This is a genomic window from Nonomuraea sp. CA-141351, assembly GCF_050944675.1.
Classification (GTDB): domain Bacteria; phylum Actinomycetota; class Actinomycetes; order Streptosporangiales; family Streptosporangiaceae; genus Nonomuraea.
Genome location: NZ_CP191982.1, coordinates 11,672,901 through 11,699,448, shown reverse-complemented (window position 1 = coordinate 11,699,448; position 26,548 = coordinate 11,672,901). Strand labels below are relative to the sequence as shown.

The 26,548-nt window shown below is 65.8% G+C and carries 25 protein-coding genes; 14 read left to right on the top strand and 11 right to left on the bottom strand.

Annotated elements, in window-relative coordinates; genetic code table 11:
* Positions 1-55: 55 nt before the first annotated feature.
* Positions 56-349: a hypothetical protein gene (locus ACQPWU_RS55125; RefSeq protein WP_433435100.1), complete on the bottom strand. Its 294-nt coding sequence runs from the start codon at positions 347-349 to the stop codon at positions 56-58.
* On the bottom strand, positions 346-567 hold the full coding sequence (locus tag ACQPWU_RS55120; protein WP_433435099.1) for a hypothetical protein: 222 nt from the start codon (positions 565-567) through the stop codon (positions 346-348). The genes ACQPWU_RS55125 and ACQPWU_RS55120 overlap by 4 nt, the downstream gene beginning before the upstream one ends.
* 97 nt (positions 568-664) lie before the next feature.
* Between ACQPWU_RS55120 and ACQPWU_RS55115 the strand changes: the two genes are divergently transcribed.
* From ACQPWU_RS55115 to ACQPWU_RS55095, 5 genes are all read left to right on the top strand, one after another.
* Positions 665-931, top strand: a complete 267-nt coding sequence (locus ACQPWU_RS55115; RefSeq protein ID WP_433435098.1) for a GntR family transcriptional regulator — start codon at positions 665-667, stop codon at positions 929-931.
* 176 nt (positions 932-1,107) lie between these two features.
* Entirely contained in the window at positions 1,108-1,452 is a 345-nt protein-coding gene (locus tag ACQPWU_RS55110; protein ID WP_433435097.1) for an effector-associated constant component EACC1, read from the top strand.
* On the top strand, positions 1,449-3,068 hold the full coding sequence (locus ACQPWU_RS55105) for a caspase, EACC1-associated type (RefSeq protein WP_433435096.1): 1,620 nt from the start codon (positions 1,449-1,451) through the stop codon (positions 3,066-3,068). Before ACQPWU_RS55110 ends, ACQPWU_RS55105 begins: the two co-directional genes overlap by 4 nt.
* A gap of 128 nt (positions 3,069-3,196) precedes the next feature.
* Positions 3,197-4,105, top strand: a complete 909-nt coding sequence (locus tag ACQPWU_RS55100; RefSeq protein ID WP_433435095.1) for an HNH endonuclease — start codon at positions 3,197-3,199, stop codon at positions 4,103-4,105.
* 151 nt (positions 4,106-4,256) lie between these two features.
* Positions 4,257-4,676 carry a transposase family protein gene (locus ACQPWU_RS55095; RefSeq protein WP_433435094.1) on the top strand — a complete coding sequence of 140 codons (420 nt, stop codon included), beginning with the start codon at positions 4,257-4,259 and terminating at the stop codon, positions 4,674-4,676.
* 460 nt (positions 4,677-5,136) lie between these two features.
* Here the strand turns inward: ACQPWU_RS55095 and ACQPWU_RS55090 are convergent, their stop codons facing one another.
* Positions 5,137-5,370 carry a hypothetical protein gene (locus ACQPWU_RS55090; RefSeq protein ID WP_433435093.1) on the bottom strand — a complete coding sequence of 78 codons (234 nt, stop codon included), beginning with the start codon at positions 5,368-5,370 and terminating at the stop codon, positions 5,137-5,139.
* A 113-nt stretch (positions 5,371-5,483) separates the two neighbouring features.
* Entirely contained in the window at positions 5,484-6,092 is a 609-nt protein-coding gene (locus ACQPWU_RS55085; RefSeq protein ID WP_433435092.1) for a TetR/AcrR family transcriptional regulator, read from the bottom strand.
* Between the two features lie 263 nt (positions 6,093-6,355).
* Here ACQPWU_RS55085 and ACQPWU_RS55080 point away from each other — a divergent pair, with 263 nt between their 5' ends.
* The 4 genes from ACQPWU_RS55080 (at position 6,356) to ACQPWU_RS55065 (ending at position 13,937) form a co-directional block, all read left to right on the top strand.
* Positions 6,356-6,916: a hypothetical protein gene (locus ACQPWU_RS55080; RefSeq protein WP_433435091.1), complete on the top strand. Its 561-nt coding sequence runs from the start codon at positions 6,356-6,358 to the stop codon at positions 6,914-6,916.
* 260 nt (positions 6,917-7,176) lie between these two features.
* Complete coding sequence (locus ACQPWU_RS55075) at positions 7,177-10,437, top strand: glycosyl hydrolase 2 galactose-binding domain-containing protein (protein WP_433435090.1); 3,261 nt, start codon at positions 7,177-7,179, stop codon at positions 10,435-10,437.
* A gap of 39 nt (positions 10,438-10,476) precedes the next feature.
* Positions 10,477-13,419 carry an AfsR/SARP family transcriptional regulator gene (locus ACQPWU_RS55070; protein WP_433435089.1) on the top strand — a complete coding sequence of 981 codons (2,943 nt, stop codon included), beginning with the start codon at positions 10,477-10,479 and terminating at the stop codon, positions 13,417-13,419.
* Positions 13,420-13,496: 77 nt separating this feature from the next.
* Positions 13,497-13,937 carry a YbaB/EbfC family nucleoid-associated protein gene (locus tag ACQPWU_RS55065; RefSeq protein ID WP_433435088.1) on the top strand — a complete coding sequence of 147 codons (441 nt, stop codon included), beginning with the start codon at positions 13,497-13,499 and terminating at the stop codon, positions 13,935-13,937.
* A gap of 12 nt (positions 13,938-13,949) precedes the next feature.
* Here ACQPWU_RS55065 and ACQPWU_RS55060 read toward each other — a convergent pair whose 3' ends face one another.
* The 4 genes from ACQPWU_RS55060 to ACQPWU_RS55045 all read right to left on the bottom strand — a co-directional run bounded on the left by ACQPWU_RS55060 (position 13,950) and on the right by ACQPWU_RS55045 (position 17,183).
* Positions 13,950-14,651, bottom strand: a complete 702-nt coding sequence (locus ACQPWU_RS55060) for a hypothetical protein (RefSeq protein ID WP_433435087.1) — start codon at positions 14,649-14,651, stop codon at positions 13,950-13,952.
* Positions 14,635-14,964, bottom strand: a complete 330-nt coding sequence (locus ACQPWU_RS55055) for a hypothetical protein (protein WP_433435086.1) — start codon at positions 14,962-14,964, stop codon at positions 14,635-14,637. The genes ACQPWU_RS55060 and ACQPWU_RS55055 overlap by 17 nt, the downstream gene beginning before the upstream one ends.
* 72 nt (positions 14,965-15,036) lie before the next feature.
* Positions 15,037-16,302 (bottom strand): MFS transporter, encoded by a 1,266-nt coding sequence (locus tag ACQPWU_RS55050; protein WP_433435085.1) that lies wholly within the window; start codon positions 16,300-16,302, stop codon positions 15,037-15,039.
* Positions 16,299-17,183 (bottom strand): alpha/beta fold hydrolase, encoded by an 885-nt coding sequence (locus ACQPWU_RS55045; protein ID WP_433435084.1) that lies wholly within the window; start codon positions 17,181-17,183, stop codon positions 16,299-16,301. Before ACQPWU_RS55045 ends, ACQPWU_RS55050 begins: the two co-directional genes overlap by 4 nt.
* 99 nt (positions 17,184-17,282) lie before the next feature.
* On the opposite strand from ACQPWU_RS55045, the gene ACQPWU_RS55040 reads away from it, so the two are divergent.
* From ACQPWU_RS55040 to ACQPWU_RS55030, 3 genes are all read left to right on the top strand, one after another.
* On the top strand, positions 17,283-17,762 hold the full coding sequence (locus ACQPWU_RS55040; protein WP_433435083.1) for a MarR family winged helix-turn-helix transcriptional regulator: 480 nt from the start codon (positions 17,283-17,285) through the stop codon (positions 17,760-17,762).
* 71 nt (positions 17,763-17,833) lie between these two features.
* Entirely contained in the window at positions 17,834-19,252 is a 1,419-nt protein-coding gene (locus ACQPWU_RS55035) for a DHA2 family efflux MFS transporter permease subunit (protein WP_433435082.1), read from the top strand.
* An 11-nt stretch (positions 19,253-19,263) separates the two neighbouring features.
* Positions 19,264-19,695 carry a pyridoxamine 5'-phosphate oxidase family protein gene (locus ACQPWU_RS55030; RefSeq protein ID WP_433435081.1) on the top strand — a complete coding sequence of 144 codons (432 nt, stop codon included), beginning with the start codon at positions 19,264-19,266 and terminating at the stop codon, positions 19,693-19,695.
* Between the two features lie 13 nt (positions 19,696-19,708).
* Here the strand turns inward: ACQPWU_RS55030 and ACQPWU_RS55025 are convergent, their stop codons facing one another.
* The 3 genes from ACQPWU_RS55025 to ACQPWU_RS55015 form a co-directional block, all read right to left on the bottom strand.
* On the bottom strand, positions 19,709-20,020 hold the full coding sequence (locus ACQPWU_RS55025) for a hypothetical protein (protein ID WP_433435080.1): 312 nt from the start codon (positions 20,018-20,020) through the stop codon (positions 19,709-19,711).
* 224 nt (positions 20,021-20,244) lie between these two features.
* A complete protein-coding gene (locus tag ACQPWU_RS55020) occupies positions 20,245-22,320 on the bottom strand; it encodes a DUF6571 family protein (RefSeq protein ID WP_433435079.1) in 2,076 nt (691 codons plus the stop codon).
* Positions 22,320-22,550 (bottom strand): hypothetical protein, encoded by a 231-nt coding sequence (locus ACQPWU_RS55015; RefSeq protein WP_433435078.1) that lies wholly within the window; start codon positions 22,548-22,550, stop codon positions 22,320-22,322. Before ACQPWU_RS55015 ends, ACQPWU_RS55020 begins: the two co-directional genes overlap by 1 nt.
* Positions 22,551-22,771: 221 nt before the next feature.
* Between ACQPWU_RS55015 and ACQPWU_RS55010 the strand changes: the two genes are divergently transcribed.
* Together ACQPWU_RS55010 and ACQPWU_RS55005 are read left to right on the top strand one after the other, a co-directional pair.
* Positions 22,772-24,607 carry an ABC transporter ATP-binding protein gene (locus ACQPWU_RS55010; protein ID WP_433435077.1) on the top strand — a complete coding sequence of 612 codons (1,836 nt, stop codon included), beginning with the start codon at positions 22,772-22,774 and terminating at the stop codon, positions 24,605-24,607.
* A complete protein-coding gene (locus ACQPWU_RS55005; RefSeq protein ID WP_433435076.1) occupies positions 24,607-26,439 on the top strand; it encodes an ABC transporter ATP-binding protein in 1,833 nt (610 codons plus the stop codon). The genes ACQPWU_RS55010 and ACQPWU_RS55005 overlap by 1 nt, the downstream gene beginning before the upstream one ends.
* Positions 26,440-26,548: the final 109 nt, after the last annotated feature.

Genomic DNA, 26,548 nt, shown 5'->3' with positions numbered 1-26,548 from the left:
GAACTGCTGGTCGGCGATGATCTCCCCATCAACGCCATCCGTACGGCGGTCGACATCACCACGCCTGACCGGTCACGATCTGCAACCACAGGTCCCGAGCAGCGCGGGCGGACATCCAGGCACTCTCCACGATGACCTCGGGAGCTTCGTTGGTGAGGCGCCGGACGAACCACAGTCCGGCTGCTGTGCACAGCTCGAACATCGGGAACGTGCATGCGCAGGTGTGCTCGCGGATCCGCAACCGATCGCTGCGCGGCAGGCTCCGGGCCCAGTTCACCTGTACGGCCTGTGCGTGCGCGGCTGCGACGTGCAGGCCGTGATAGGCGAAGTGCGACGGTGGACGCCTCACGACCTCACCATCATCCGGGTCTGGTCTTCAAGCAGAGACACGAACGTCGTCACGTCTTCCGCGCTCACCGTCTGTCGCAGGCCCTTGTCGATGTCGACGTTACGGAGCCGGACGCCGCGGCGGGTTGCGTAGAACACGCCTGCATCGCTGCGGAAGAACGACCAGGCAGGGAACGCGGCGCGCAATGCGTCAAGGCCATAGCCGGATGTCTCTTGCATACTCGCAGGCTACTCCGACCCTCCTAGTCATGCCTAGGGGTACCCCTAGGTACCCTGGGGAAGGAATGGGAACCTATGGGTTCCTACCGTTACCTACATGGAATTCAAGCCCGATGAGCTGCGCTGGCAAGCCGTGGCAAACGAGATCCGGCGCAGAATCGCCGAAGGGGTGTACCAACCAGGCATGCCTGTCCCCGGTGAGCCGCGGTTGGCAGTCGAGTTGGGCGTGTCCAAGGGGACAGCCCGCAGGGCGCTGAACGCCCTGCTCGCGGACGGCACACTCTATTCGGTCCTGGGCAAGGGCACCTTCGTCAGCCCACTCAACGACATCAAGACCTCCGAGGACCGGGAATCCAGCGGCTAAGTTCGAAGCGACCACAAACGCCCACCTCTGTTCTATCGTGCCCATATCGCACTAATTTGATTGCGATGGACGGGCATTGGTCGGATTTCCTCGCTTTAGAGTCATCTAGGAAGATTGCTCCTGTACTCTGGTTGCGTTGTACGTGATCAGGAGGAACACGTGGACGGGAGCGACCTTTGAGCATCAACATCCGGATCGATGGAGAATACGCCGAGCAGGAATTGCGGTCGTTATACGACTGGTTGCGCAATGAGCCAAATATTCGGCAACATGCAGAAATCCGTCTGCTCTCGAAAGAGCTAAATCCTAACGAGATGGGCGACACGCTTGACCTCATCAGCTTGATAATTACCAGCAGCCTCCAACTCCCCACCCTGGCCGACGTTGTCCTTGGATGGATGGCAACGCGACGACGTCGGCCGACGGTAACAATTGAGCGTGGGGAGATGCGAGTGGAGGTGTCTGGGGCCAATATGGAGGAAGTTGTGAAAATTCTGAACGCCATGGGGTCTCACGATTGACGCCGCCTAGCGTAACTAAGTCGCGCGCAGTTCTCATCGGCACAAGCAAATATCGGTGTATGCACGAGCTGCCGGCCGTTGAGAATAATCTCCAAGCACTACAAGAGGTGCTTCACGATGAGACGCTCTGGGGACTTCCTCCAGAGAACTGCGCAGTTATATCGAACCCGCAATCGCCAGTCGAAATGCTTGATCCAGTTCGCGAGGCCGTCGCCGCAGCGAAAGATACGCTACTGGTGTATTTCGCCGGGCATGGTTTGTTTGATTCGACGGCGAGCGAACTATACTTGACGCTGCCTGGTTCAGATAAGAACCGTTTGTACACCGCAGTGCGATATGAGCACTTAAGAAATGAGCTGCTCGATAGCCAAGCTCGGCATAAAATTGTCATTCTTGACTGTTGCCATAGCGGTCGCGCTCTCGATGTTATGAGCAGCGAAGATGACACCGGGGTCATGGCAGACAGTGCTGCAACAAGCGGGGCTTACGTAATGGCTGCCTCAATGAAGAATGCTGTAGTAGCCGGGGAGTTCAGCGCATTTAGTGGCGAATTGATTGACTTGATCCGCAACGGTGACCCCGGCAAGCCGGAATTCCTCACCGTAGATATGCTTTTTAAGCATGCGCGGACGGTGTTAAGAGAAAAAGGTTTACCCATTCCCCAAAATCGTGAAAGGGATTTCGGGGCCGATCTTCCGATCTTCTACAATAAGGGATATAATAAGCCGATTAAATCGCACTACGGACCTGTTAAAAGCACAAAATCACTTCCTCTGTTCGGAAGCCGTCGTGAGTTGCATGATGCTGGAATTCATCGGCCGCTACAGGCGGGCATATGCGGCACTGCGGAACGTGGTGGCGCTGAGTCCATCGTAGTCTCAGGCGGGTATAAGGATGACCGTGACTATGGGAGTGTGATTATCTATACAGGTCACGGTGGACGTGATCCAAATAGCGGCAAACAGATTACAGATCAATCCCCGAAGCATTCTGGTAATGCCGCTTTAATTCAGAATATCATAACAGGGCTTCCCGTTCGCGTTGTGCGAGGTGCGGCTGGCAATCCGGAACACTCTCCAGACTACGGCTATAGATATGATGGCCTATTCAAGGTAACCGACTATTGGACGAAGCGAAGTATCGACGGTCCTATTGTTCTGCAGTTTCGCCTAGAAAAGAGCTCTGATCACGTAGATGGGCCAAGTGGTACAGCTATCCATCAGCCAGACCTTGGCCGCTGGGAGAGAATTTCGGCGGACGTTTATGCAGACATAGCGCTGTCTGATAAGCTAAAACAGCTTTATGGCTACTCTTGTCAAGTCTGCGATGTTGTCTTGGAAGCGCCAGGCGGACTGCGTCTTGCATATACTGTCCACGTCAAGGGATTGGGGCTGCCTCACGAAGGCCCCGACACTCTCGATAACATGCTGTGTCTATGCTCAAATCACCGTGATCTATTTAAATATGGCGCCATTGTTGTCGATGATAATTTTCAAGTCATCAGCCAGATTGATGACGAGCCGCTTGGCGGGTTGACTGTAAAGCATGACGTCAAGAAAATCTATCTGCGCTATCATCGTGAACATCATGTAAATCTCTATCCTCGCAATAGGTAGACTTGCAGCGTCCCGCGCAGATTCGGGCACATCGGGATTTTGGCCACCGAAACATTCCGTCTTGTAACGCTTGCCTTCGAGCCCTAGCGAGTACGGCGACCATAGGTGTAGAAAGACATGCTGTGATCGTGCCTCTTGGAGACGACCTCGGCAGCCGAGTGCGGGCGGCAGCTATGACGTGGCTCCGTCAACGGTGCACGCCCGAAAACCCTGTTGTCTGGCGTGATGAACTGCTCAGCTTCCAGATTGAGGGGCGAACGTTCCCGTTGATCGACAACCGATTGGGCATCAGGAAGCCCCAAGGCATGACCGCTGCACTGTCGATCCTGACGACCTACACCTCCGAGGATGCACGCGCGCCATACGAGGATTCCGTGAGTGATGACGGCCTGCTGCGGTACAAGTTCCAGGGCAACCCACAGCATTACACCAACATGGGGCTCCGGGTCGCCTTCGAGCAAAGAGTTCCGCTGATGTGGTTCTTCGGCATCAAGCAGAGCCTGTACCTGCCCTTCTTCCCCGTCTGGATCGTTGCAGTCGAGACCGAGCAGTCCCAGGTTGCGGTTGCACTGGATGAGGCTCAACGGCATCTGTCAGTCGATGGCGTGACGAGCGAAATCGAACGCCGCTATTCCCAGAGGATTACCAAGCAGCGGCTGCACCAACCGGTGTTTCGGCAACGAGTGATTCAGGCGTACGAGAGTGTCTGCGCCATGTGTCACCTACGGCATCGGTCGCTCCTCGATGCCGCCCACATCATTCCTGACCGCGAGGCCCATGGTGTCCCTGCTGTGTCCAACGGCGTTTCCCTCTGCAAGATCCACCACGCGGCGTACGACGAGAACATCCTCGGCGTCCGGCCTGACTACGTCATCGAGGTACGTGCCGACATCCTCAAGGAGATCGATGGACCGATGTTGAAGCACGGGATTCAGGAGATGCAGAACCTAAAGCTCAAGCTTCCTCGGCGGCGCGCTGATCACCCGGATCCCGAACTTCTCGAGGAGCGCTACGAACGTTTCCGCGCTGCGGTATGACAGCAGGGCCGAAGCGTTCTCGGTTGATGGGATGCACGCTGGCTCGATGAGGCAGGTGGTTGAGGGCACTCCGGAGTACACATGACAAACGCGACCCCTGATGATCGTTGGTTGTCTACGCCAGTCGATCAATAACGGGGGCCGCGTTCGCGTGCTATCATCCCGGATCGACGTGCTCGCCCGCCAACTGGAGCACGTCACCGACGCCAGCCTGCCCGCCGACCTGCTCGATCTGACCACCCTGGCCGAGGTCCTGGACGCGGTTCCTGACCCGCGCAGCCATTGGGGACGCCGCTATCGGCTCGGCCCGCTGCTGGCGTTATCCCTGCTCGCCGTGCTCGGCGGAGCAACCTCCCTGACCAAGATCGCCCGGTTCGTCGCCGGATACAACCCTGCCCGACCTGCGGGCCCGGGCCGACCTACCCGGCGCGGTGCGACCGGCCGCCAGCACCCTGGCACGGCTGTTCGCCGCCTCGACGGCGACGCCTTCGACACTGCGACCTGCATCTATCTGGCCGCGCTCGCCTTCTCCAACGTCGGCCCGGAACTAGTTCGCCGCCCCGAGAGCTGATCGCTTGATGAGGCAGATGTTCGGCCGAGCCAACTTCGACCTTCTTCGAACTCGAGTCCTCCGCTACATCTGACGGCGTCACGCTCCGTCACCGAGATCATCAAAAGTGAGCCAGCGCCCACGAACTTGTCGCTTCCACTGTCATGAACCCGAAGCCCAACAACTTGTCGACGACAAGAGTAAGAGTGCCGCCAAGGACTCTGGTGCCTGGTCGTCCAGGTGCGTGACGATGTGCCGGTTCCGGTGCGGCACGATGTTGTAGCTCGATCTCTGTCAGCCGAGCCAGGGACGTCGCTGGCCCGCACGTCCCTTCTGATCAACGGGTCGACATGGCACCGGCGGGGCCGATGGCCCAGACGTATGACGATGCAATGGCGGGAACCTGGCAAAGTGGGCCAATTGTCGGTATCGGCAGGGGACCAGATGACGGCGGAGAGTATGGAGGACGCTTCGATGGGCTTCACCGGTGACGCTGGGGATCGAGGACCCCTCCTGCGTGAAGCAACCACACCGAGCGGGACAAGACGCGGCTGGAACACACCTGGGAGATCGCCAAGGCGTGCGGGCTGAAGGACTTCGCCTCGGCCGAGGCCGAGCCGGCGGGCAAGGTGCAGGCGCACGCGCGGAACACCGGCGACGGCCCGACCGCGTTGTTCCAGTACGCGGTGCGCTGGCCGCGCCAGAAACCGGACATCGGTAGCGGCTAACCGTTGTGATCGTCTTCCTGGCAGGGATCCGGCTGACGGGCTCGCCAGGCGCGGACCCGGCAGGGCTCGGCCGCTTCTTCCTGAGTGGAGGCCTGCGGTTTCAGGCTCCCGCCGGTCCGCTGTAGTCGGTGGCGGCATAAACCTTCAGCAGCCTCTCGACTCCGCGCAGAAACGTCTCGCAGATCAGCGCCGGGTCGAACAGGCAGCCGGCGGCCATGGCGCCGTCGCGCATCATCACGAAGTGGCGGGCGGCGGGCTCGGCGCCGGTCTCCTGGATCTTGGCCAGCAGTTCCGTGACGGTGTCCAGGAACCATTGGCGGTGGGCGAGCACGGCCTTGTGCACCGGGGACTTGGGGTCGGGATACTCGGCGGCGGCGTTGAGGAAGGCGCATCCCCGGAAGCCGGGGGACTGGATGCTCTGGGCGATGGACTTGCTGAGGGCCTGGATGGTGTCGGCGGCCGGTAGTCCGGCGGCGATGGCCTCGTCCGCCTGGCTGCGCATCGCCCGGTCGACCTCGTTCAAGTAGGCGAGGACGAGGTCTTCCTTGCCGGGGAAGTGCCGGTAGAGGGTGGCCCGCGTCGTCGGCGCTTCGGCGACGATGCGATCGATGCCGACGGCGTGGATGCCCTCCGCGTAGAAGAGCCGGGTGGCCGTGTTGAGCAGCCGGGACCGCGCTTCGGACGGCCGGCCTTCGGATTGGCTGGACATGCCACCATCCTAGAGGGTAGAACGTTCGGTCTTGACAGTCCGTGCCACAGATTGCCATGCTGTGACGCGACAGAACGTTCGGTCTAGCGGGGGAGGTAGCACCTTCGCCCGAACGAGCGAGGCTGCGGCTTGGCACACCATCCCGTCCTGGTTCCTGGTCAGCAGGCAGGAGCAGGCCATCGCCGGTCGCCCTGATCGGGAAGGCCGGCCGGTGGACGCGCTGAAGCGTTCTCCTCGTCACTCATCCCCTTGAAAGGATCACCATGAGCAATCTCGCTGCTTCGCCCGGCATTTCCGGGACCGCGTCCGCGCTTCGGCGGCTGTACTTCGGCCGGTTCGCGTTCGCCATCGTCTGGGCCCTCGCGATGTTCACGACCGCCTCGAAACTGGGTCCGGTCGCGGTCACTCTGCTCGTGCTCTACCCGCTGTTCGACGTGGCCGCCGCCATCATCGACGCCCGCGCGTCGCGCACCACCGGATCACCTGCCCTGCTGTACGTGAACATCGCGGTCAGCCTGATCACCACCATCGGCGTGGCCGTCGCCTGCGCGTCCGGTATCCCGGCGGTGCTGCGGGTGTGGGGCGCCTGGGCGGTGGTGGCCGGGCTGGTCCAGCTGATCGTGGGTGTCACCCGCCGCAAGATGGGCGGCCAGTGGCCGATGATCCTCAGCGGCGGCATCTCCGTGCTCGCCGGTGCGTCGTTCATCGTTGGCGCCTCCGCGGACAACCCGACGCTGACCAACGCGGCCGGCTACGCCATCCCCGGCGGCATCTTCTTCCTCATCTCGGCTTTCCGTCTCGGCCGCGCCGCGAAGGGAAACTGACATGGACAGCAACACATACGACGTCGTCGTCATCGGAGCGGGGCCGGTCGGGGAGAACGTCGCCGACCGGGTGGTGCAGGGGGGCTGAGCGCCGCCACCGTCGAGCGCGGCTGAGCGACGAACCGCGTGCCTGTGCACACATGCTCGACATCAGAAGGGGCGGCCGCTGGTCGGATGTGTCTGGAAAATTGGGCATTTACGAGGTCCGGCTTATTTGTTAAGAAGGTTTATTAACGAATAGATCGGCCCTGGGAGGCCCCGTGGCGCGCTCTCGGCTCATCCTCATCCTGCTGTCGACCTGCGCATTGCTGGTGAACGCCGGAGGTGCGGCCCTGGCCGCATCCCAGAAAGCGCAGGCCATACCGGCAACGACCGCCCTGACGGGATACAAGATCCAGTCCTCGGCGAAGGTGTCGGACTCCGGCGCCACGATCTCCACGCCCGGCTACGCGGCCAATGGCTGGTATCCGGTCGGCCCCCGCTCCACCGTCCTGGCCGGGCTGCTGCAGAACAACGTCTACCCGGACCCGTTCTACTCCACGAACATGCAGTCGATCCCGACAGCGGACTTCGACGTGCCATGGTGGTACCGCTCCGACTTCACTCTGGGCAGCGAGTCCGGGTTACGGACGTTTCTCGACGTCAGCGGTGTGATCTCCAGTGCGGACGTGTGGGTGAACGGCACCCAGGTCGCCACCGCCGCCCAGGTGGCCGGGGCCTACACCAGGCACGAGCGGGACGTCACCGCTCTGGTGCACCCGGGCGTCAACTCCGTGGCTTTCCGCGTGAACCCGAACAATCCCGACAACCACCTCACGATCGGCTGGATCGACTGGGTGCAGCTGCCGCGCGACGACAACATGGGCATCTTCCGTGACGTCCTGATCAGGCGCAGCGCCGATGTGTCGCTCCGCGACGCGCATGTGATCACGAACCTGGCGGTGCCGGCGCTCGACCGTGCCGACCTCACGATCAAGGCCGATGTCCGCAACGGCACGGGCAGCGCGGTGACCGCCACGGTCAAGGGGACGATCGGCTCGCTCGAGTTCTCCCAGGACGTCGCGCTGGCGGCGAACCAGACCAAGAGGATCACGTTCAGCCAGACGCTGGCCAACCCGCAGGTGTGGTGGCCGCACACGATGGGCGCTCAACCGCTCTATGACCTGAACCTCACGGCGACGGTCGGTGGCGTGGAGAGCGACACGCTGACCCAGCGCTTCGGTGTTCGCAAGGTGGAGTCGGGCAAGAACGCCAGCGGGCGCCGCTACTACAAGATCAACGGCAGGCCGATCCTGATCAGAGGTGGTGGATGGTCTCCCGACGTCTTCCTCCGCAAGAACCTGGGCTACCTGGAAGACAAGATCCGCTACGTGCGGGACCTCGGTCTCAACACGATCCGTGTCGAGGGCCACCTGGACGCCGATGAGCTCTACGACCTGGCCGACAGGTACGGCATCCTGACCATGCCCGGCTGGGAGTGCTGCGACAAATGGGAAGGCACGTTCAGCAGCTCCGACTACGCGATCGCCAAGGCGTCCATGCAGGCGGAAGCCACACGGTTACGCAACCATCCCAGCGTGATCTCGTTCCTGATCGGCTCGGACAACCCGCCATCGGCGCAGAAGGAGACCAACTACCTCGACGCCCTCACGGCCGCCGAGTGGCAGCTCCCGATCGTGTCCGTGGCCTCCGACAAGTCCAGCCCGCAGTTGGGCAACTCGGGCATGAAGATGCCCGGGCCGTACGACTGGGTGCCGCCGAGCTACTGGTACAACAAGCGCGAAGGCGGGGCGTTCGGCTTCAATTCCGAGACCAGCGCAGGTCCCGACATCCCGACGCTCGACTCGCTCAAGCGCATGATGACCTCCGCGCAGATCGACTCGCTCTGGCAGAACCCGAGCGCGACGCAGTACCACCGCTCGCCGTCGAGCACGTTCGACAACCTGACGATCTACCACAACGCCCTCAGAGGCAGGTACGGCGTGCCGTCCGGGCTGGCGGACTACGTGAAGAAAGCGCAGCTCGCCCAGTACGAGGCGGTCCGAGCGCAGTTCGAGGCCTATGGCCGTAACTTCACCGACTCGAGCAACCCGTCCACGGGCGTCATCTACTGGATGCTCAACAGCGGCTGGTCGTCGCTCCACTGGCAACTCTTCGACTACTACCTGGACCAGGGCGGCTCCTACTGGGGCGCCCGTGAGGCCAACAGGCCGTTGCACGTGCAGTACTCCTACGACAACAAGTCCGTCGTCGTGGTCAACTCCGGCATCTCGGCCGCCTCGGGCCTGACCGTCAAGACCGACGTGTTCAACACGGACGGATCCTCCAAGTACACCAACACGTCGACCGTCAGCGTCCCCGCCGACGGGGGCAAGGCCACCGCGGTGACCATACCTGCCATCAGCGGTCTTTCCACGACATATCTGGTACGGCTGACGTTGCTCCGCAACGGCCAGGAAATCGACCGCAACGTCTACTGGCTGTCCACGTCGGACGACGTGATCGACTGGGCGAACAACGACTGGTACTACGTCCCGACCTCCCGCTACGCCAACCTGACCGGCCTCAACGGCCTGGCACAGTCCCCGATCACCGCCACTGCCTCCGCGCCCTCCGCGGGCAACGTCACGGTGACGATCAAGAACACCGGCACCGGCGCGATCCCCGCCTTCATGCTGGACGCCGACGTGGTGGACGCCGCGGGCAAGCCGGTGCTGCCGATCCAGTGGTCGGACAACGCGATCAGCCTCTGGCCAGGTGAATCCAAGACGCTCACCGCCACCTACCGGGCCTCCGACCTGACCGGTTCCCCGAGCGTGCGGGTGTCCGGGTGGAACACCACGACACTCACCGTTCCGACCGGGCCACCCGACACCGAGAGCCCGACCGTGCCCGGCAACCTGCGCACCACCGGCAAGACATCGTCCAGCGTCTCGCTGGTCTGGGACGCCTCCACCGACAACGTCGGCGTCACCGGCTACGACGTCTACAACGGCACCAGCCTGGCGACGACCGTCACCGGCACCACCACCACGGTCTCGGGCCTGGCGGCCGGCACGCCGTACACGTTCACGGTCAAGGCCCGCGACGCCGCGGGCAACTCCTCCGGCGCGTCGAACCCCGTCACCGAGACCACCGGCAGCGGCCCGGTCGTCTACCAGGCGGAGGACGCGACGATCTCGCAGGGCGTGGTGGAGTCCAACCATGCGGGCTTCACCGGCACAGGGTTCGTGAACTACGACAACGTGACGGGCAGCTACGTCGAGTGGACGGTGAACGCCGCCACGGCCGGCCCGGTCACCCTGGAATTCCGCTTCGCCAACGGCACCACGACGAACCGGCCGATGACCATCGCGGTGAACGGCACCACGGCCACCCGCGACTTCAACGGCACCGGCGACTGGTCCACCTGGCAGACCGTCACCGTCGCCGCCGACCTCACACAGGGAGTGAACAAGATCCGGGCCACGGCCACCACGTCGAACGGAGGGCCCAACGTCGATCGGCTCTCGTTGAACTGACCGCGCGATTCGTCGCGTATCTGTGGATACGGGCTTGCGGTGTCCGGCGCGCGGACGATGATCGGTCTTCCTGTCCCTCCCCTCTCGACCGTCATCCGCCTCGTGGGCAACAATCGGCGCAGACGCCACAAGTGCGCCACAGAGTCACCACAAGCGAGGAGCGGGGCTTTGGCCGATGCCACTTACAACGTCTTGGGCCCCGTGCGAGTTTGCCGGCCCGATGGCCAGCAGGTTCACCTGACCGGCATGCAGCGTGCTCTGCTCGCCAGCCTCCTTCTCAACGTCAACACGCCGGTTTCCAGGGAACGGCTCGTGGAGGCGCTCTGGGAAGATCCTCCCGCCTCGGCCATCGCCAACCTGCAGACCTATGTCGCTCAGCTACGCAAGGCGCTGCCGCCCAGCGCGCGGCTTCTCACCAAGGAGACGGGTTACCTCTTCGAGGCGCGCGTCGAAGAGGTGGATCTCCTGGAATTCGACGAGGCGATACGGCTGGCACGGGACAGGGCCGAGCAGGGCGATGCCGACACTGCCGCCGGCCAGTTCGAAAAAGCACTGTCGATGTGGCGGGGAAAGCTCGCCGAAGGCACCAAGCTCGCCGGTTCCATGCTGGCCCGCGTGACCGAAGTGGAAGAACGGCTGACAGCGGCGAGACTGGACTGGGCCGAAGCGAAGCTCGCTCTGGGCCGGCCCACGGAGGTGATCGAAGACCTCCGCCCTTTCGTCACCGAGCAGCCGCTGCACGAGCGCGCCTGGGGGCTGCTCATGCTCGCGCATTCACGGGCGGGGCAACGGGACAAAGCGCTTGAGGTCTTCCGGCACGCCCGCTCGGTGCTCATCGACGAGCTGGGCATCGAACCCAGCGAGGAGCTCCAGCAGCTCCACGCCGCCGTCCTGGCCGGCACCGCGCCGGTGCGCGGGCCGGCACCGTGGACGTCGACCTGTCAACTCCCGTCGGACGTCAAGCACTTCAGCGGCAGGGAGACCGAACTGGCCACCCTGGACGGGCTTCTCCCGATCCCGGGCGACGAGCCGTCACCCACCGCCATGACATGCGTGATCAGCGGCACGGGCGGGGTCGGGAAGACCTCGCTCGCCGTGCACTGGGCCCACGGGGTGCGCGACCGCTTCCCCGACGGCCAGCTCTACGTGGACCTCCGCGGGTTCAGCCCGGCCGCGACACCCATGCCGGCGACGGAGGCGGTACGGATCCTGCTGGGGTTCCTCCAGCCGCTCCACCATCGGATGCCCGCCACCTTCGACGAGCAGATCGGGCTCTATCGGAGTCTGCTGGCCGGTCGGCGGGTGCTCATCCTCCTGGACAACGCCCGAGAGCCGGATCAGGTGCGCCCGCTGTTACCGCCGTCACCGGCCAGCCTCGCCCTGGTGACCAGCCGGAACGTACTCACCGGTCTGATCGCGGCAGAGGGCGCCCACTTGCTGCGGCTGGCGCCGCTCTCCAACGCTCAGGCCGGCCGGCTGCTGAAACGCCGCCTGGGTCAGGACCGGCTGGCGGCCGAACGCGAGGCGGTGGACGACATCATCAAGGCGTGCGCCGGGCTGCCGCTCGCCCTGGGCATCGTCGCCGCACGGGCCACCATCAGCGCCGACCTTCCCCTCACCGCGCTGGCGGAAGAACTGCAGGCAGAGAACACCCGGCTGGACGCTCTGCAGACCGGCGAACTCAACACCGACCTGCGAGAGATCTTCGGCTCCTCCTTCCACGTGCTGTCCCCTGGGGCAGCCGAGACCTTCGCCTATCTGGGCCTGGCGCCAGGCCCGGACATAAGCCTGCAGGCCGCGGCAAACCTCACCGGACACCCGGTCGCTCACACCCGCACTCTGCTGCGTGCCCTGGAAACGGCCCATCTGCTGCATCAGCATGTCCAAGGCCGTTACCGGATGCACGATCTCGTCCGCCTGTACGCCATCGAACGCGCATCCCTCGACCTGAGCGTGGATGCGCGCGCCGCCGCGGTGCGCCGCCTGGTGGACTTCTTCCTGCACACGTCGTACGCGGTCGATCGTCTGCTCTCCCCTCAGCGCCGGAACGTCATCGAGGTGGATACGTCGGCTCCTGGTTGCCTTCCGCACGCGTTGGCGGACGCGGCGGCGGCCCAGGCCTGGTTCAGAGCCGAGCACCCGTGCCTGCTCGCTGCTCAGCGGCTGGCCGTCGAACATGGACTGCACCTCGCCGCATGGCAACTGGCCTGGACGCTCGACACGTTCCATCTGGCCCACAACCTGCTCCCGAACTGCGTTTCGGCATGGCGCACGGCATTGGGTGCCGTTGAACACCTGGACGATCCGGACGCCCACGCCCTGGTCAACCTGTTGCTCGGTCGCGCCTGCGGCCGAGCGGGGCACCATGCGGAGTCGCTGACCCATTTGGGCGAAGCTCTGGCTCTGTCTGAGCGATCCGGAAACATCGCCGGCCAGGCTACTGCTCGCCATACGCTCGCGCTGGCCTGGGCGAGCCGGAAGGAGTATGAGGAGACGCTGTTCCATCTGGAACACGCGCTGCGACTGTACAAGGAGGTAGGCGACGCCCTGGGGGAGGCCAACGTGCTCAATTCCCTGGGCTGGTTCCACGCGATGCTTGCCGACTTCGCCCAGGCCCAGAGGCATTGCGAGCAGGCGCTTGCCCTGCTCCGCCGTCATGGCGACCGGCTCGGCGAGGCGGCGACTCTCGACAGCCTCGGCTATATCGCCCACAACACCGGTCATCACGTTCAAGCTCTCGGCTACTACCACCGCGCCCTGACGTTGCGCCGCGAGAGCGGCAATGCCAGCACCGAGGCCGGAACTCTCTCCCGCCTCGGCGACGCGTACCACGCCCTCGGCCGGTACGCCGAAGCCGGCCGGACCTGGAGCGAGGCACTCGCCATCTACCGAGATCAGCACCACACCGCGCAGATGAAGTACGTACAGGACAGACTCGACGCGCTGCGAGAAGAGTCATTCCAAACGGCTGACCGATCTTGAGACCGGTGGGAAACCGCCGGGAAACAGGCTTGTGCTATTACCGTCCGTGAAGAACGTACGTGGATGGAGGAAAGCACGTGGAAGACCCGCTCGGAAATTTCGCGAACATCGACGTCGAGGCGTTCCTGCGGGATTCCGAGAGACGGGTGGCCGACTTCGACGAGGCGCAGAAAGGGGTCGCGGCGGCGGTCGGCCGGGCCACGGCCGCAGACGGTCTCATCGCGGTCGAGTGCACCGCGCAGGACGGCGTGAGCCGGCTCGACATCGATCCGAGGGCGAAACGGATGAGCGTCCACGAGATGTCCGCGGCGATCCTCGCAGCCATCCGCGACGCCGACGCCGACCTTCAGTACCAGCTGTCCGCGATCATGACAAGCGTGTTCGGAGGGCTTGGCCCGGCCATGGGCGACCCGGAGACTGCCCGGGCGACAATGGCCGAGGCGCAGCAGGCCTATGACCGGATGATGAGCGACGCGATGGGCGAGCTGGACCGCATGCGTAAGAAGCTCGGCTACTGAGCATGCGGGCGGTCAGACCTCGGCGGTGCCGGCCTGGGTCCCTCCCGCCGCGTACTGCGGGTTCTTGAGGCCGTCCGTGAGGCTGCGCTCGACCATCCAGGCGGAGCCGTACTTCAGGGCCATGCCCAGCACGGTCCTGAGCACGAAGATCTGCAGCTCGCGGAGCTTCTTCTCGGCAAGTATCTCCAGCGACTTCGCCTCGAACTTGTAGTAGTACCTTCCCGGCCCGAAGAGCATGGCCTTGACCACCGTGGCCGCCGCCAGGCTCGCGATGCCGAGGTTGAAGTAGATGTACGCCGTCCAGAGATTGGCCACCACCCTGAGCAGCCACGAGAGGCCGTGGGCTGAGCCGGACGCGGCGTCCGACTCCATCGCGTAGTCGGCGACCTTCTGCCCGTAGAGCACCCGCTCCGGCGCCTGCCAGCTGGCCGAGGAAACGCCGTTGTGCTGCTCCTGCGCTGTCACGCCCGCGGCGTAGACGCCGTTCGCGAGGGCGCTCCAGCCGTCCGCGGCCCTGTGCATCACCTGTGGGTCGGCCGGTACCGACAGCCCGTACCCGACGACCGTCCGCATGAACCCGGGAAAGAACGCGGCGGAGAACGCGTACATGGCCAGGGTGGAGTACTGCATCTGCTTGAGGTCGCCGCCCTGGTCACCCGGCTGGAACGGGTCCGGGGTCCCGCCGGGGACGGGGATCTTAAAGCCCTCGGACATTGTCCACGTTCCTGTTCTCCGTGGTCTGAATGTTGTCGGCGACCAAGTGCAGCCGGTCCCGATCATCATGCAGGCCTTCGATCGTGCTGTAGACCGTGTTCTCGGCGTAGCCGACGATCTTGTCGTGTTCCTTGGTCAAGGGCCATCCGAGCACACCCATGGCCCACGGTCCCATGCGCATGTTCGCGGGGAAGTCGCTGACCTGGTCAAGGTGCGACACCGGGGAGGTGCCTTCGACGTCGTCAACGAGAGCGTCGCCCAGCGCTCTGATCGCTGACAGACGGTGGATACGTGCTGCTTCGTCTTGGGTCAAGACTGCTCCAAGTACGTGATCCATAACTTGACTGGACATATTAGCCGTGTTCGCCGAGCGGGGCGGGCGAGGTCAGGCGGTGCGGCCGAGCGTGGCGGTGCGGATGCCGCGGCGGAGGAGGGCGGGGAGACACAAGATCGTGCCGAGCGCGCCGATCCACACCGTCGCCTCGAGCCCGCCGAGCGCGGTGGCGGCGGAGGCGAGCAGGGACCCGAGCGCGACCGCGCCCCACAGCAGGAACCGCTGCACGGCGGCCACCCGCCCCAGGAGCTCGGGCGGGGTCTGCGTCTGGCGCAGGGTCAGCGAGGTGGGGTTGAACGCGCCCTCGCCCACGCAGTGCACGATGCTGCCTATGACCAGGCCGGCGGCTCCCAGGCTGCCGTGCGCCCCGAGTACGGGCATGGCCACGATGCCCAGCACCGACACGGTGGCGGCGAGCATGAGCGCGCGCGGACTGCCGAGACGCCTGATGAGGACGGCCGAGGCCAGGTTGCCGATCGGGTAGCCGGCCGCGGCGGCGCCCACCACGATCCCGATCCACTGCGGGGACAGCCCCAGGACGTTGCGGCAGTACAGGACCAGGCTGGTCTCGACCATGGACAGGAACAGGAGATAAACGGTGCCGCAGGCAAGGACCGGCTCCAGAATCGGGTGTCCGAGCGCGAACCTGAGCCCGGTCGCGACGTCTCGCCGTACCCAGCCCCGCTCTTGCACGGTGACGGCGGGCGGCGCCTCCCGGTGCCGGATCATGACAAGCGTCACGAACGAGGCGGCGAAGCTGAGCGTGTTGGCGAGGAGTGCGCCGGCCACGCCGAGCACCCCGATGACCGGCCCCGCGGCCATCGGCCCGACCGCCTTGGCGGTCGACTCCGACAGCGCCAGGCGCGTGTTGCCGATGTGCAGCCGGCCCGGGTCGGGGAAGAGCCCGGGCAGATATGAGGTGTACGCGACCTGGAAGAACACCACCGCGCAACCACTCAGCAGGACCAGCGCGAACAGCAGGGGAAAGTTGAGAACGCCGGTGACCGCCGAGACCCAGATCGCGCCGAACGCGATCACCTGCACGCCGTCACAGACCAGCATGACGGTACGGCGCGGCAGCCGGTCCACGATGGCGCCCGCCGGCAGGCCGAGCGGCAGGAAGGGCAGGAACAGCGCGAACGGCAGCAGCGCCGCCTGGGCCGGAGTCGCGCCCAGCACCGTCACCGCGAGCAGGGGCAGCGCCAGCGTCATGAACTGGTCCCCGAACAACGACAACGACTGCCCGGCCCACAGCAACCCGAAGTCGCGGCGTGCCGTCGGCCGCCCAAGCTCCACCGGCTTCGGCGGGGAGGTCATGCCTGCTGCCAGAAGTCACGCAGCAGCGAGTGGACGGTTTCCGTCTCCTCGACATGGCCGAACGAGCCGCTGCGCTCCAACATGTGGAAACGGGCCTGGGGCGCGAAGCGCTGGAAGTCACGCTGCAGCGCCGGATGCAACGCCCGGTCGTGGCGGCCGGCCAGCACCATCAGGGGAACGCCGATCTCCTTGAGCCGGGGTCGGAAGTCCGGGATCCTGGCCACCTCACCCCCGATCACGAAGTCGACGTCGTCGCCACAGAAGATCGGGTACAGCTCCTGGTTCCTGGCACCGGGCTCGTCGGCCAGCAGGGCGGCGTTGGCGGGATGGTAGAAGCGGACCAGAGCCGCCGCCTTGGCGAACTCCTGCCTGAGCGGCCCGTCGGTGGAGCGCAGTCCTTCCAGCCGCAGCGCCTGGATCCGCTCCCACACCTCGGGGAACTGGGTGGCCAGCTCGCGGTTGATGTTGGCGTGGTTGAGCTGCCACATCTCGGGGCTGTGCAGGGTGTTGGCCAGGGTGACGGTACGCGCCATGGCCGGATGGTCCAGGGCGATCGCCTGCGCGATCAGGCCGCCGTACGAAAAGCCGTACAGGTGCACGGGGCCCAGCTGCTCGAGCAGCGCGGCCACGTCGGCGACGTCGTCGGCGAAGGTGATCTCGGTGAGGTCCTGGGGACGGCCGGAGCGGCCGCGGCCGTACAGATCCACGTAGATCACCCGGTGGTCCGCTGCCAGGGCGTCGAAGTGCGGATGGAAGATCACATGCGAGCCCGCGGGGCCCAGCCCTGCGAGCAGCAGGACGGCGTCGCCCTCTCCGTGCTGCTCCACCCAGATGCGACGGCCGCGGAGCTCGTACGCCTGGCCGGGGGGATGTTCAATCATGGCGTTCATCTTCGCCAAGCTTGGAGCGGATGAACGGCGGATATCGGACCTCGCACTGGGCCCGGTAAAGATAATCCGCAACGAAACTAGAATGGGTCCATGACCGCCATGGCGCCATCACGCGCGGAGCCCGACCTGTCGTTCCTGCTCGACCACACCAGCCACGTCCTGCGTACCCAGATGGCGGCGGAGCTCGCCGAGATCGGGCTGACCGCTCGCATGCACTGCGTGCTGGTCCACGCCATCGAGGAGGAGCGCACCCAGATCCAGCTCGCGGAGATCGGCGACATGGACAAGACCACGATGGTGGTCACGGTGGACGCCCTGGAGAAGGCCGGGCTGGCCGAGCGCCGCCCGTCCAGCACCGACCGGCGGGCCAGGATCATCGCGGTCACCGAGAAGGGCCGGGAGGTCGCCGAGCGCAGCCAGCGGATCGTGGACGGCGTTCACCGCAAGGCTCTCGACGCGCTGCCGAAGGACGAGCGCGAGGTGCTGCTCCGTGCCATGAACCGGCTGGTCGAAGGGCACCTCGCCACTCCCGCGGAGGCGCCGCGGCCGGCACGGCGAGCACGACAGTAGGTCCGCAAGGGATCGTCTACAACAAAACTATCTGCTACGGTTTCTCTTGTTGCGTCTGAACAGGAGAGACCATGTCGTATTCCAAACTCCGTGCCCTCATCGTGCTGTCCGCCGCGATGTTGATGACGATCCTCGACGGCAGCATCGTGACCGTGGCCATGCCCTCGATGCAGCGCGACCTGGGCTTCACTCCGGCCGGGCTGAGCTGGACCGTCAACGCGTACCTGATCGCGTTCGGCGGATTGTTGCTGCTGGCCGGACGGCTCGGCGACCTCATCGGCCGGAAGAAGATGTTCCTGGCCGGCAACGCGGTCTTCACCGCCGCCTCCCTGCTGGCCGGGGCGGCCACCGGCCCCGGCGTGCTGATCACCGCGCGTTTCCTGCAGGGGGTGGGCAGCGCGATGGCCTCGGCGGTGGTGCTGGGCATCCTGGTGACGCTGTTCACCGAGCCCGCTGAGCGGGCCAGGGCCATCGGCGTCTTCAGCTTCACCGGCGCGGCCGGGGCCTCGATCGGTCAGGTGCTGGGCGGGGTGCTCACCGATGCGCTCAGCTGGCACTGGATCTTCTTCATCAACGTGCCGATCGGCCTGGCCACCGTCGCGCTGGCGATCAAGGCTCTCCCGGCCGATCGGGGAGCGGGCCTGACCGGGGGTGCCGACGTCCTCGGCGCCGTGCTGGTGACCGCGGGGCTGATGCTGGGGATCTACACCGTCGTCAAGGTCGAGGAGTACGGCTGGCTGGCCGCCCACACGCTGGGCCTCGGCGCCGTGTCGCTCGTCCTGCTGGCCGCGTTCCTCGTCCGCCAGGCGACCGCGCGTACTCCGCTCATGCCGCTGCGCATCTTCCGCTCGCGCAACGTCTCGGGCGCCAACCTGGTGCAGATGCTGGCGCTGTCGGGCATGTTCGCCTTCCAGATCATCGTCGCCCTCTACATGCAGAAGGTCCTCGGCTACGGCGCCCTGGCCACGGGGCTGGCGATGCTTCCCGCGGCGGTGGCCATCGGCGGGGTGTCGCTGTTCGTCTCCGCCCGGCTCAACAACCGCTTCGGCGCGCGCGCCGTCCTGGTGGCCGGCCTGGTGCTGTTGACGGGGGCGATGGCCTGGCTCACCCGGGTGCCGGTGCAGGCGTCGTACGCGGTCGACCTGCTCCCCGTGATGCTGCTCATCGCGGGCGGCGGGCTGGTGCTTCCCGCGCTGACCACGCTGGGCATGTCCGGCGCCAAGGCCGACGACGCGGGGCTGGCGTCCGGGCTGTTCAACACCACTCAGCAGATCGGCATGGCCCTCGGCGTCGCCGTACTGTCCACGCTCGCCGCCTCGCGCACCGGCGTCCTGCTCGCCTCCGGGGCCACCGAGGCGGCGGCGCTGACGGGCGGGTACCGGCTGGCCTTCACCGTCTCCGCCGGGCTCCTCACGGCCGCCCTTCTCATCAGCCTCGCCGTACTGCGCCGTCCCGCTCCCGCTCCGGTGCTCGAGCAGGTCGCCATCTGATGGGAGAGCACATGAACGAGAACCAGTCAGGGCCCGCGCCTCGGTCGCTGACCGAGGAGGAGCTGGTGAGGCTCCTCGGCGAGCAGCAGTTCGGCGTGCTCGCGACAGTGAAGCGCAGCGGCCACCCGGCCATGTCCACCGTCCTCTACCGGTGGGACCCCGCCGAACGGGTCATCCGGATCTCCACGACGGCCGACCGGCTCAAGGCCCGTCAGGTGCGCAACGATCCGCACGTCGCGCTTCACGTGAGCGGGCCGGACGTCTGGTCGTTCGCGGTGGCCGAGGGTGAGGCCGAGGTGTCGGGTAGCTCTGAGGAACTGCTGGCCTTCGCGGGCGATCAGGCTGATCCGGCCGCCTATCTGGAGCAGCAGGTGGGGGAGGGGCGCGTGGTGATCAGGATCAAGGTCTCCCGCCTGTACGGGACGGCCCTGGACATCCCGTGACCTGATGCGGCTGTTATTTGGGGGTGGACAGGAGGAGGGGCTTGAGCTGGCGGACGAACTCGATGGCGTCCGCCCGCGGGTCTCGGCCAGGGGCGCCTGGAGTGATCCAGATGGAGAGCCTGCGGCGGGCGTCGCCGGTCCAGGCGTAGGCGTATGTGCTGCGCCCGTTCTTGCCTTCGATCTGGGCGGTGAACCCGGGGCCGAGGTTGGCTGGCAGGTCTACCCCTTTGTCGTGCTCTTTGGTGCTTTCGAGCTCTTCCAGCGAAATGGCCGACGGGTTGTGGAGCTCGATCGACAGCTGTGCCCCGAATCCGTCACGCTGCATTTTCGTGACGATGCAACGTGCGAAGGGTTCACCCGGTTGGCTACCTGAAGCGAAGAAGTCCTCCAGGCCGGTGGCCCGCGTGATGGCCTGCCTGGAGATCAGGCCGCATTCCTGCGGTTGCGCCGTAACGCTCCCCAGCGGCCGCGTGTCAGGAGGTGGGGAGGACGAGCAGGCAGACATCGCCAACAACGCCGCAACCAGCAGCGTCTCTGCGAGGGGCACTCTCATTCGTGCTGCCCTCCGTAACCCGCCGCTTGATCGAAGCCGTTTTGGACGGCTCTTGCGGGATCGCGGAAGACCTGACCGGTGTCCGGCAGGTGAAGCCATTCGTTGTAGGCCTCGCGCTGCGAATCGTTCATCTGGCTCCACGGCACGATCTTGTCGCCGTCCACGAAGTCGCCTTCCGAGCCGCGCGGATAGTTGATGGACGCGTATGGGTGCGTTTCGGCGGGGACGTCCCCGTCGCCGAAGAGCCCGTGCCGCATCATCACATCCGCCGTGATGTCGGTGAACATGTCGCTGCTCTGGCCGAGGGTGGTGTCTGCCTGGCTGCGTGCTGCTTCTCCCTGCTGGGGGGCGAACTTTCCATACACCTGCGCTTTGGCCTGGTCGAAGAGAAGTCCGGCGATCTTGTCCTGAGGCCCGGGAACCAGATCGGCCACGCTGGTGACGGCGTCCTTGAAGGCGCCGAACATCTTGTCATGCGCGTCCGCTTTGGTGATGTTGGCGAGGTTTCCCGCATCGGTGATTGTGTACAGGGTTCTGCTTAGTCCCTCCACGGCCGTGCTGAATCCCGCCCCGCCGGCTCCTGCCATCCGGTCCGTCAGGATCTTCTGGCGCTGGGCGTCGATCTCGGCGGCGGTCGCATGCGGGTGGGCTCTGTGCCACTTCTCGAAGTCGGCGCGGTTCAGCGCGGCAATCTTCGCGGCCCGTTCGTCCAGCACATTGATGCTGTATTGGCCATGGGCCGCTACAACCGTCTTCAACGCCGCCGGGTCGTCGAACGCCCACTTCATCACACCTTTGATCCCCTCGCTGTCCAGAATGGCGCCGTAGGGTTGCACGCCCTGCAGAAGCGGGTCGGGATCGGAGGCGGAGGTGACTCCTGCCTTGTGCGAGAGCCGATCCTCCGACAAGCGATGCACATCGCTCATGTACGAGGCGAGGATGTTGGCCACGTTCTGACGGGTGTCACGCAGGTTGGACTGGACGGCGGGGTTGCTCCAGAAACGCATCGCCCAGGAGGCGATCAGCGCCGACTTGTAGCCGCGTGATTCACCCGGCGGCAGGTCGTGGTCGCGGAATGTGGTCGTGGCCGCCTCGAGTGCCCGGCCGAGGTCGCTGTCCGTGGCCTCGTACCAGACGCGCCCGCGCATCAGGTAGTCGAGTGGCTTGCGCTGGGGGTCGGTGAAGAAGTCCTGGGCGACTCTGGGGTTGTTGGCCAGGGCTGCCGCGACGGCGGCCATCGGGTCCTTCTGTGCCGCCGGGAGGTCGTTGGCCGGCTGGGTGGCGGGCATGATGTTGCGCCAGTAGAGCGAGCTCTGCGGTTGCTCGCGTTCGTAGTCGTAGATCTTGTTGGCCAGGTCGCGCAGGAAGGCGTCGTCGAACTTGCCGTGCCGCAGGAGCTTGTTGAGGGCGAATGCCGTCTCGGGGGTGTCGAGGTGCTCCAGCAGCTGGTCGCCGTAGCCTTTCGGCAGCTTCATGTCGCCCGCGCCGCGTGAGGCGGTGCCGAGGATGGTGCTGAGGGCGGCGGCGAGCTTGTCCTGCTGGGCCAGCGCGTCGGGGTCGGGGCCCGCCGAGGTGGTGTGGCGGCGGTAGAGCGACGTGAGCAGCTGCTTGAGCTCCCGGGGTGGCATCTGGGTGGCGAAGGCCACGGCGAAATAGGGGTCGTCCTGGTGCTGCTGCAGTTCGGCGAGGGTCTTGTCGTCGATCGTGCCGCCGTGCTTCATCCCGGTACGCAGGGCGTCGGCCAGGCGCTTGGCCGTGGCGGTGCCTTCCGCCGGCGTGGCGGACAGCCATTTGGACTCGTCGGCCCACAAGTTGTGCGACGTGTCGAGAGCGACCTTCTGCGCGGCGAGCATCAGATCGAGCCGCCGCTGCAGGTCGGGGACCTTCGTGCCGATCCGGTGGCCGATGTCGCGTGCGGTGCCCGGGCCGTACAGGGACAGCTTGAGCGTGCTCAGCGCCTTGTCGACCTGGGCGCCCACCTCGGGAACGGTCTGGCTGAGGCGCTTCATCGTGGAGATGAGCTGGGTCATCAGTGTCGGCTCGATGCCGATCAGCGATGGTTTGGGCCCCATCAGCCCGCCTCGTCCGGGTGGAGCGTGTCCAGCATGCCCAAGGCGCGGCTGAACAGGCCTCTGTACGCCTGCTCCCAGCCGTGCACCTCGCGCAGCAGCTCGTCAGCGGCGGGGCCCTTGATCGCGCCGGCGTCAATGACCTGGATCAGAACGCGTAGGTCGCCACCGTGCTGATCACGCAATCGCTCGATCTGCCGTCGGGCGGCGTCGATCTGCTCCTGCGTCGCCATCCTCGATCCCCTGGATCTGCTGACGGACAGTTGGCCATTCGAAGCGTAACGACACCTTGGGCGGAGCGTGAGGGGGTACCGGGTAAAACACCGAACGGATATGGATGCGGTCCTGTCCGGGAGCGTCCCTGGGGCCGCGGAAAAGCACTGGGAAACTGTCGGTGGCCAGTGATAGAAAGCAGGTTCGATACTGCCAGCTCGCGCTCGGGGGAGGCCTGCTCGTGACCACCAGCAGTTCGGAGTTCTCGATCTCCGGGCCGCGCTACAACCGGGGTGGCCCGGTGCGCTGGCTCGGGTCCCATCTGCGCCGCCACCCCCTGCACCTGCTCGGGTTCCTCGGCGGGTCGCTGGTCATGGTGGTGCTCAACGCCATGGTGCCGCAGTTCACCGGTGACGCCTTCGACGCCGTCCTGGGCAAACGGGGCGAGCCGCTGGACGCGCTCGGGCTGATCGCGCTGGCGTTGCTGGCGATCGTGGCGGCCCGGGGGGTGTTCGATCTCGTCGCCCGGCTGTCGAGCGAGGTGCTGGCCAAGCGGCTGGAGCGGGACGCGCGTGACGAGCTGTACGTGAGCCTGCTCGGCAAGAGCCAGACCTTCCACAACCGGCAGCGGGTCGGCGATTTGATGGCCAGGGCCGCCAACGACATCCGGCAGCTCTCCATCATGATCACGCCTGGGGCCGACCTGATCGTGGACTCGGGGCTCACCGGGTTGGTGCCTCTCTTCTTCATCGGGGCGATCGACCTGCGGCTGCTGCTGGCGCCCGGGGTGTTCGCGGTGGTGTTCGCGTTCGCGCTCTGGCGCTACATGAAGCAGCTCAACCCTGTGGCGACGCGCATGAGGGAGCAGTTCGGCGACCTCAACGCGGGGCTCAACCAGGCCGTACGTGGCATCGAGGTGATCAAGGTGACCGCGCAGGAGGGGCAGGAGCGGCGGCGCTTCCGGGCCAACGCGCGGCGCTATCGTGACTCGTTCGTCAAGAACGGGCTGGTGCAGGCCCGCTACCTGCCGACCCTGCTGTTCTCCTTCGCCATGGCGGGGGCGTTGTGGCACGCCCTCTATCTCCAGAGCACCGGGGCGATCACCATCGGGGAGTTGGTGGCGTTCATGGGGCTCATGGGCATGCTCGGGTTCCCGACGCAGATGTCGATCTTCACGTTCTCGCTGATGCAGATCGGCATCGTCTCCGCGCGGAGGATCCTCGGCATCATGACCTCGGAGAGCGAGATCGAGCAGCGGGCGGACGGGCACGCCGCGCCGATCAGCGGGGAGATCGTCTTCGAGAACGTGACGTTCGGCTACGAGGACGACGAGGATCCGGTGCTGCGCGGGGTGACGTTCACCGTGCGGCCGGGGGAGACGGTGGCGATCGTCGGCGAGACCGGGTCGGGCAAGAGCACGGTGACCAAGCTGGTGCCGCGGATCTACGACGTCACGTCCGGGCGGATCCTCGTCGACGGCGTGGACGTGCGCGAATGGGACCTGGACTCGCTGCGGTCGCAGATCTCCACCATCGAGCAGGACATCGTGCTGTTCTCCCGGTCCGTGACCGAGAACATCGCCTTCAGCCTGGGACAGCGGGCCGATCACGAGGCCGTGGTGAGGGCGGCGGAGGACGCTCAGGCCGCCGAGTTCATCGCCGAGCTGGACGACGGCTACGACACCGTCATCGGGGAGCGTGGGGTAACCCTCTCCGGAGGGCAGCGCCAGCGGCTGGCCATCGCGCGGGCCCTGCTGACAGATCCGGCGATCCTCGTGCTCGACGACTCGACCAGCGCCATCGACTCCGCGACGGAAGACAAGATCCAGCAGGCGATCGGGCGCATCCTCGAGGGGCGTACGACTTTGCTGATCACCCACCGCCTGTCGCAGATCCGGTGGGCGGACAAGGTGCTGCTGCTGCGGCGGGGCGAGGTCGTCGACTTCGGCACGCACGACGAGCTGATCACACGTAGCCGCCTCTACCGCCGGATCTTCGCGCACTACGACGAGGTGGAGATGGACGGAGAGGGCGCCGAGGACGAGGTCCTGGCAGTGGAGCAGGGAGGGGTGCGCTGATGGGCTTCATCATGGACGGCCTCGACGCCGAGGACTACGACCGCACTTACAGCGACCGCGACCTGCTGCGCCGCATCATCTCGTACTTCCGGCCGAAGCTCGGGGCGATGGTGCTGGTCGCCACCATGATCGTGCTGATGTCGGCGAGCCAGGCGGCCATCCCCACGCTGGGGAGCCTGGCCGTCGACGCGCTCGCCGATGGGACGATCGGCCAGGTCGGCTGGCTGCTCACGGCGGGCATCCTGGTCACGGGCGGGCTGTCGTGGGTGTTCAACTACATCCGGCAGAAGAACAGCGCGCGGGTCACCGGGGATGTGGTGTTGCGGCTGCGTGAGGACGCGTTCGACGCGGTGCTGGAGCGCGACCTTTCGTTCTACGACGAGACGCCGTCCGGCAAGATCGTCAGCCGGGTGACGTCCGACACCGACGACTTCGCCACCGTGTCCACGCTGACGATGGACCTGATCAGCCAGACACTGATGGTCGGTTTCGTGACGGTCCTGCTGTTCGTGCGCAGTGTCGAGCTGGCCCTGATGACGCTGCTGGTGGTGCCGATCGTGGTGGGCTTCGCGCTGCTCTTCCGGCGCCTGGCCAGGGTCAGCACCCGCAGGGCGCAGCGCTCGCTGAGCCGGGTCAACGCCAACCTGCAGGAGACCATGGGCGGCATCGCGATCGCGAAGAACTTCCGCCAGGAGCAGCAGGTCTACGACGAGTTCCGGCCCATCAACCAGCAGAGCTACCAGGTGACGCTCAGGCAGGGATTCGTCTTCTCCACCATCTTCCCCGTGCTGTTCCTCGTGGCCGGGCTCGCGACGGTGGGCCTCGTCCAGCTGGGCGGCTCGGCGGTGCTCGACGGTGGTCTGTCCGCCGGCGACTGGTACCTGTTCCTGCAAGGAGTGTCGCTCTTCTGGTTCCCGCTGACGTCCATCGCCGCGTTCTGGTCCCAGTTCCAGCAGGGCCTGTCCGCGTCCGAGCGGGTCTTCGCGCTGATCGACGCCCCGCCGCGCGTGGTGCAGACCGCGGCGGAGCCTCCGGGGCGGCTGGCGGGCCGCATCGAGTTCCAGGGCGTCACCTTCGGGTACGACCCCGAGCACCCGGTGTTGCGCGACTTCGACCTGCTCATCGAGGCCGGGGAGACCGTGGCGCTCGTCGGCCACACCGGCGCGGGCAAGTCGACGCTCAGCAAGCTGATCACCCGGTTCTACGAGTTCCAGGAAGGCCGGCTGCTGATCGACGGGCGCGACATCCGCACCTTGGAGCTGGGGGACTACCGCCGGCAGATCGGTGCGGTGCCGCAGGCGCCGTTCTTGTTCAGCGGCACGGTCGCCGACAACATCCGCTACCCGAGACCGGACGCGAGCGACGAGGAGGTGCGCGCGGCGGCGACGGCGGTCGGCGGCGGCGACTGGATCGACGCGCTGCCCAACGGCCTGCGGACGGATGTGGGCGAGCACGGGCGTGCGCTGTCCATGGGGCAGCGGCAGCTCGTCGCGCTGGCCCGGCTGCTGATCCAGGATCCGGCGATCGTGGTGCTGGACGAGGCCACGGCCAGCGTCGACCCGCTGACCGAGGCGCAGATCCAGGAGGGGCTGGACCTGGTGCTGGCCGGGCGGACGTCCATTGTCATCGCGCACCGGCTGTCCACCATCGAGCACGTCGATCGCATCATCGTGCTGGACCACGGGCGGATCGTGGAGGAGGGCGACCACGCGACCCTGCTGGCTCGCGGGGGCCGCTACTGCGAGGTCTACAACACCTACTTCCGCCACCAGTCGCCCAACTACCGGGCCGGCACCGGCTTCGTCTCCGTCGCCGGCGGCGAAGCCGGCTGACCATCGGTCCCGGCTCGGACGGGCCTACCTATGGGTAGGCCCGTGATGCCGGGCAGTCGCCGATTTACAACGATGTAACAACCACTCCGCTGCTGTTTACAACGTTAGA